The organism is Kitasatospora putterlickiae (assembly GCF_039527695.1).
GTDB classification, from domain to species: Bacteria; Actinomycetota; Actinomycetes; order Streptomycetales; family Streptomycetaceae; genus Kitasatospora; species Kitasatospora putterlickiae.
Genome location: NZ_BAAAKJ010000386.1, coordinates 861 through 6,165 on the forward strand (window position 1 = coordinate 861; position 5,305 = coordinate 6,165).

Here is a 5,305-nt window from a genome sequence, read left to right on the forward strand (position 1 = left end):
GGCGGGAGGACCGGACCCCTCGGGAAACGGCTACCGGTGACCGGCTCAGGCGTCGCCGCCCGCGGCGCCCGGGTCGGCCGCCGCCACGTCGAGCAGTTGGTAGCGGTCGATCGCGTCCTTCAGCGCGCTGCGCTCGATCTTGCCCTGCTTGGCCAGCTCGGTGAGCACGGCCAGCACGACGGACTGCGCGTCGATGTGGAAGAAGCGACGGGCCGCGCCACGGGTGTCGGCGAAGCCGAAGCCGTCGGCACCCAGCGACTGCCACTGGCCCGGGACCCAGCGGGCGATCTGGTCCGGCACCGCGCGCATCCAGTCGGACACCGCGACGAACGGGCCCTCGGAGCCCTGGAGCTTGCCGGTGACGTACGGCACGCGCTGCTGCTCCTCGGGGTGCAGCAGGTTGAACTCCTCGGCCTCCACCGCGTCGCGGCGCAGCTCGTTCCAGGAGGTCGCGGACCAGACGTCGGCCTTGACGTTCCACTCCTCGGCCAGGATCCGCTGGGCCTCCAGGGCCCACGGCACGGCCACGCCGGAGGCGAGGATCTGCGCCGGGATCTGGCCCGCGGTGCCGGGCGCGTACTTGTGCAGGCCCTTGAGGATGCCCTCGACGTCCACGTTCTCGGGCTCGGCCGGCATCTTGATCGGCTCGTTGTAGACGGTGAGGTAGTAGAACACGTCCTCACCGGTCGGGTGCTCCTCGCTGGAGCCGTACATCCGGCGCAGACCGTCCTGCACGATGTGCGCGATCTCGAAGCCGTACGCGGGGTCGTACGCGACGACGCCCGGGTTGGTCGAGGCCAGCAGGTGCGAGTGGCCGTCGGCGTGCTGCAGGCCCTCGCCGGTCAGCGTGGTGCGGCCGGCGGTGGCGCCCAGCACGAAGCCGCGGGCCAGCTGGTCGGCCATCTGCCAGAACTGGTCGCCGGTGCGCTGGAACCCGAACATCGAGTAGAAGACGTACACCGGGATCAGCGGCTCGCCGTGGGTGGCGTAGGCCGATCCGGCGGCGATCAGCGAGGCGGTGCAGCCGGCCTCGGAGATGCCGTCGTGCAGCATCTGACCGGTGGGCGACTCCTTGTACGCCAGCAGCAGGTCGCGGTCGACCGACTCGTAGGTCTGGCCGAGCGGGTTGTAGATCTTCGCCGACGGGAACAGCGAGTCCATGCCGAAGGTGCGGTACTCGTCGGGCGCGATCGGCACGAAGCGGTTGCCGATGCCCTTGTCCCGCATGAGGTCCTTGAGCAGCCGGACGAACGCCATGGTGGTGGCGATGGTCTGGTTGCCCGAGCCCTTCTTGACCGCCTTGTACGCGTCGTCGCCCGGCAGCTCCAGCCTGCGCGGCCGCACCTTGCGGGTCGGCACGTAGCCGCCCAGCTCCTGGCGGCGGTCGTGCATGTACTGGATCTCCTCCGAGCCGCGGCCCGGGTGGTAGTAGGGCGGGTAGCCCTCCTCAAGCTGCTTGTCGGTGATCGGCAGGTGCAGCCGGTCGCGGAAGCGCTTCAGGTCCTCGACCGTCAGCTTCTTCATCTGGTGGGTGGCGTTGCGGCCCTCGAAGTTGGGGCCCAGCGTCCAGCCCTTGACGGTCTGCGCCAGGATGACGGTCGGCTGGCCCTTGTGCTCGCGGGCCGCCTTGAACGCCGCGTAGATCTTGCGGTGGTCGTGGCCGCCACGGCCCAGGTGCTGGATCTGCTGGTCGGTCATCGACTCGACCATCTTGCGCAGCCGCAGGTCGCCGCCGAAGAAGTTCTCGCGGATGTACGCGCCGGACTCGGTGGCGTAGGTCTGGAACTGGCCGTCCACCGTGGTGTTCAGCTTGTTCACCAGGACGCCGTCGCGGTCCTGCGCGAGCAGCGGGTCCCAGCTGCGGTCCCAGACCAGCTTGATGACGTTCCAGCCGGCGCCGCGGAACTGCGACTCCAGCTCCTGGATGATCTTGCCGTTGCCGCGGACCGGGCCGTCGAGGCGCTGCAGGTTGCAGTTGACCACGAAGGTCAGGTTGTCCAGGCCCTCGCGGGCCGCCAGGGACAGCTGGCCGAGCGACTCGGGCTCGTCCATCTCGCCGTCGCCGAGGAAGGCGTAGACCTGCGAGTCGGACGTGTCCTTGATGCCGCGGTGCTCCAGGTAGCGGTTCATCCGGGCCTGGTAGATCGCGCCGAGCGGGCCGAGGCCCATCGAGACGGTCGGGAACTCCCAGAAGTCCGGCATCAGCCGCGGGTGCGGGTAGCTGGAGAGACCGTACGGGGCCTTCGACTTCTCCTGGCGGAAGGCGTCGAGCTGCTGCTCGCTGAGCCGGTCCAGCAGGAAGGCGCGGGCGTAGATGCCGGGGGAGGCGTGGCCCTGGAAGAAGATCTGGTCGCCGGACTCGCCCTCGGCGTCCTTGCCCCGGAAGAAGTAGTTGAAGCCCACGTCGTAGAGCGACGCGGAGGAGGCGAAGGTGGCGATGTGGCCACCCACGCCGATGCCCGGGCGCTGAGCCCGGGAGACCATCACCGCGGCGTTCCAGCGGGTCGCGTTCAGGATCTTGCGCTCGATCTCCTCGTTGCCGGGGAAGAACGGCTCGTCCTTGGTGGCGATGGTGTTGACGTAGTCCGTGCTGCGCATCTCGGGCACGGCGACACGCTTCTCGCGGGCGCGCTCGATCAGCCGCAGCATCAGGTAACGGGCACGCTCACGCCCCCGCTCGTCGATGGCCGCATCGAGCGACTCCAGCCATTCCGCGGTCTCCTCGGGATCGAAGTCCGGGACCTGACTCGGAAGGCCGCCAATGATGATCGGGTTGCGATCGGATCCGGAAGCCACGCTGTTCCTTCACTGTCGGTCGAAACTAGAGGTGTGTCGCGCCGCCTCCATCGTGCTACCGCGCTCGGAGATCCGTCATCTCTACCGATCGGTAACCGCTCTCCCTGACAGAAGGAGCGGTCTGGTGATGTGCGGTTCGGACAGCGTCGTCCGGGCCGCGCACCCCCGGGTGTTACGAACAGAGGTGGTCCGACCTGGTTTCCCGCCCGTCCGATGGCGGACGGCCGGGGTGAGGGCCAACAGGAGACTCTACGCCCGCGCACGCGCGGACCCGAATGCCGTTCGCATCTCGGGCGTGCGTACGGCCTGTGGGCCGGGACCACCCGAAGCATCCTTGTCCTATGCAGAGAAGGGCAAATCGGTGTGATTCCCGACACGTCGCACGGCGTGTCCCGGCGCGACACGTCAACCTTTGGAGGGGATCGGGGGTCGGGTACTTGCGCGAACCGCCGCGCCCGTGTGGACTACGGCCACAGCCTCGGCATGGACGCCGAGCCGAATACTGGAGGTTATTCCCGTGAGCGCGACCGCGGACCCCGCGGACAAGTCCAACCCGGCAGCCCGTCTCGGCTTCGAAGAGGGCCAGATCATCCAGGAGCTGGGGTACGACGAAGACACTGACCAGGACCTCCGCGAGGGCATCGAGGAGATCACCGGGACGGATCTCGTCGACGAGGACTACGACGACGTCGCCGACGCCGTCCTGCTGTGGCACCGCGACGACGACGGGGACCTCACCGACGCCCTCGTCGACGCCCTGGAATACCTGGCCGAGGGCGGCCTGATCTGGCTGCTGACGCCCAAGACCGGCCGGGACGGCCACATCGAGGCCTCGGACATCGCCGACGCCGCGAAGACCTCCGGCCTCTCGCAGACCAGCTCGATCGCGATCGCCAAGGACTGGGCCGCGACCCGCCTGGCGACCAAGTCGACCGCCAAGCCGGGCAAGCGCTGAGCGCCGCCTGACGGGCCTCACCGGGCCCCGCCGGAGGCGTCCCTCCGGCGGGGCCCGGTCGTCTTCCCGGCGCCCCGCCGGAGCGCCCCGGGCCCGCCGCCCGCCGCGGCGGTTCGGGCGAACGGCGACCCGGACGGCCGAACCGTTCGCCCAGGGCGAAAGCGGTGGCCCCGGACGGCCCCTCCCTCACCCGTCCGGCCCAGCGGCTCCCGGTGAGTGCGAGGATGGCGCTCGTCGCGCCACCCGCGCGGCCCAGTCGCGTCGAGTGGGAAAGGTCCCCGCATGGCCATCGAGATCGGCACCGAGGCTCCGGACTTCGAGCTCAAGAACCAGCACGGCGAGCTGGTCAGGCTCTCCGACTTCCGCGGCGCGAAGAACGTCGTCGTGGTCTTCTACCCGTTCGCCTTCACCGGGGTCTGCACCGGCGAGGTGTGCGCGATCCAGAAGGAGCTGCCGCGCCTGCAGAACGACGAGGTCCAGGTGCTCGGCGTGTCCAACGACTCGCCGTTCAGCCAGCGGATCTTCGCCGAGCAGGAGGGCCTGGAGTTCCCGCTGCTCTCCGACTTCTGGCCGCACGGCGAGGTCTCCCGCGCCTACGGCGTCTTCGACGAGGAGAAGGGCTGCGCGGTCCGCGGCACCTTCGTGATCGACAAGGCCGGCGTGGTCCGCTGGAGCGTCGTGAACGCCCTTCCGGACGCCCGTGACGAGCAGGAGTACCTGGCGGCCCTCGGCGCTCTCTGAGCCGCCCCGGGGGCTTCGCCCCGCCCGCGTTGGGCCGGTTCCCCGGCGCGGACGGGAACCCCGCACTACGATCGGCTCGTTGGCTGGTCAGAGGCCCGGACGGTTCGCCGTCCCGGTCTCGGACCGCACCACGGGGGCACCGAGGAGTGCCTCCCGAATCTTGGAGGACAAGTGGGTGTCAGCCTGAGCAAGGGCGGCAACGTCTCGCTGACCAAGGAGGCCCCCGGCCTGACCGCCGTGGTGGTCGGCCTCGGCTGGGACGTCCGCACCACCACGGGCACGGATTTCGACCTGGACGCCAGCGCCCTGCTCTGCAACGACCAGGGCAAGGTCGGCTTGGACGGCAACTTCGTCTTCTTCAACAACCTCAAGAGCCCCGACGGCTCGGTCGAGCACACCGGTGACAACCTCACCGGTGAGGGCGAGGGCGACGACGAGCAGATCAAGGTCAGCCTGGCGACCGTGCCGGCCGACGTTCAGAAGATCGTCTTCCCGGTGTCCATCTACGACGCCAAGAACCGGTCGCAGAACTTCGGTCAGGTCCGCAACGCGTTCATCCGCGTGGTGAACCAGTCGGACAACAAGGAGCTGGCCCGCTACGACCTCTCCGAGGACGCCTCCACCGAGACGGCGATGGTCTTCGGCGAGCTGTACCGCAGCGGCGCCGAGTGGAAGTTCCGCGCGATCGGCCAGGGCTACGCCTCCGGCCTGCGCGGCATCGCCCAGGACTTCGGCGTCAACGTCTGAGTCGGGCGGGGCCGGTGACGGCCCGCAACGAGCGGTGTGAACGGCCGGGGCGGCCGCGGACGCGAA

Annotated in this window: 4 protein-coding genes; 3 read left to right on the forward strand and 1 reads right to left on the reverse strand. The window is 69.5% G+C overall.

Annotation, left to right across the window (positions count from 1 at the left end):
* Positions 1-45 precede the first annotated feature (45 nt).
* Positions 46-2,796 (reverse strand): pyruvate dehydrogenase (acetyl-transferring), homodimeric type, encoded by a 2,751-nt coding sequence (gene aceE / locus ABD308_RS33625; RefSeq protein WP_344343485.1) that lies wholly within the window; start codon positions 2,794-2,796, stop codon positions 46-48.
* A 517-nt stretch (positions 2,797-3,313) separates the two neighbouring features.
* Between aceE and ABD308_RS33630 the strand changes: the two genes are divergently transcribed.
* The 3 genes from ABD308_RS33630 to ABD308_RS33640 all read left to right on the forward strand — a co-directional run bounded on the left by ABD308_RS33630 (position 3,314) and on the right by ABD308_RS33640 (position 5,239).
* Complete coding sequence (locus ABD308_RS33630) at positions 3,314-3,751, forward strand: DUF3052 domain-containing protein (RefSeq protein WP_344343487.1); 438 nt, start codon at positions 3,314-3,316, stop codon at positions 3,749-3,751.
* A gap of 282 nt (positions 3,752-4,033) precedes the next feature.
* Positions 4,034-4,492 (forward strand): peroxiredoxin, encoded by a 459-nt coding sequence (locus tag ABD308_RS33635; RefSeq protein WP_344343489.1) that lies wholly within the window; start codon positions 4,034-4,036, stop codon positions 4,490-4,492.
* A gap of 171 nt (positions 4,493-4,663) precedes the next feature.
* Positions 4,664-5,239, forward strand: coding sequence for a TerD family protein (locus tag ABD308_RS33640; protein WP_344343491.1), 576 nt, complete (start codon positions 4,664-4,666; stop codon positions 5,237-5,239).
* Positions 5,240-5,305: the final 66 nt, after the last annotated feature.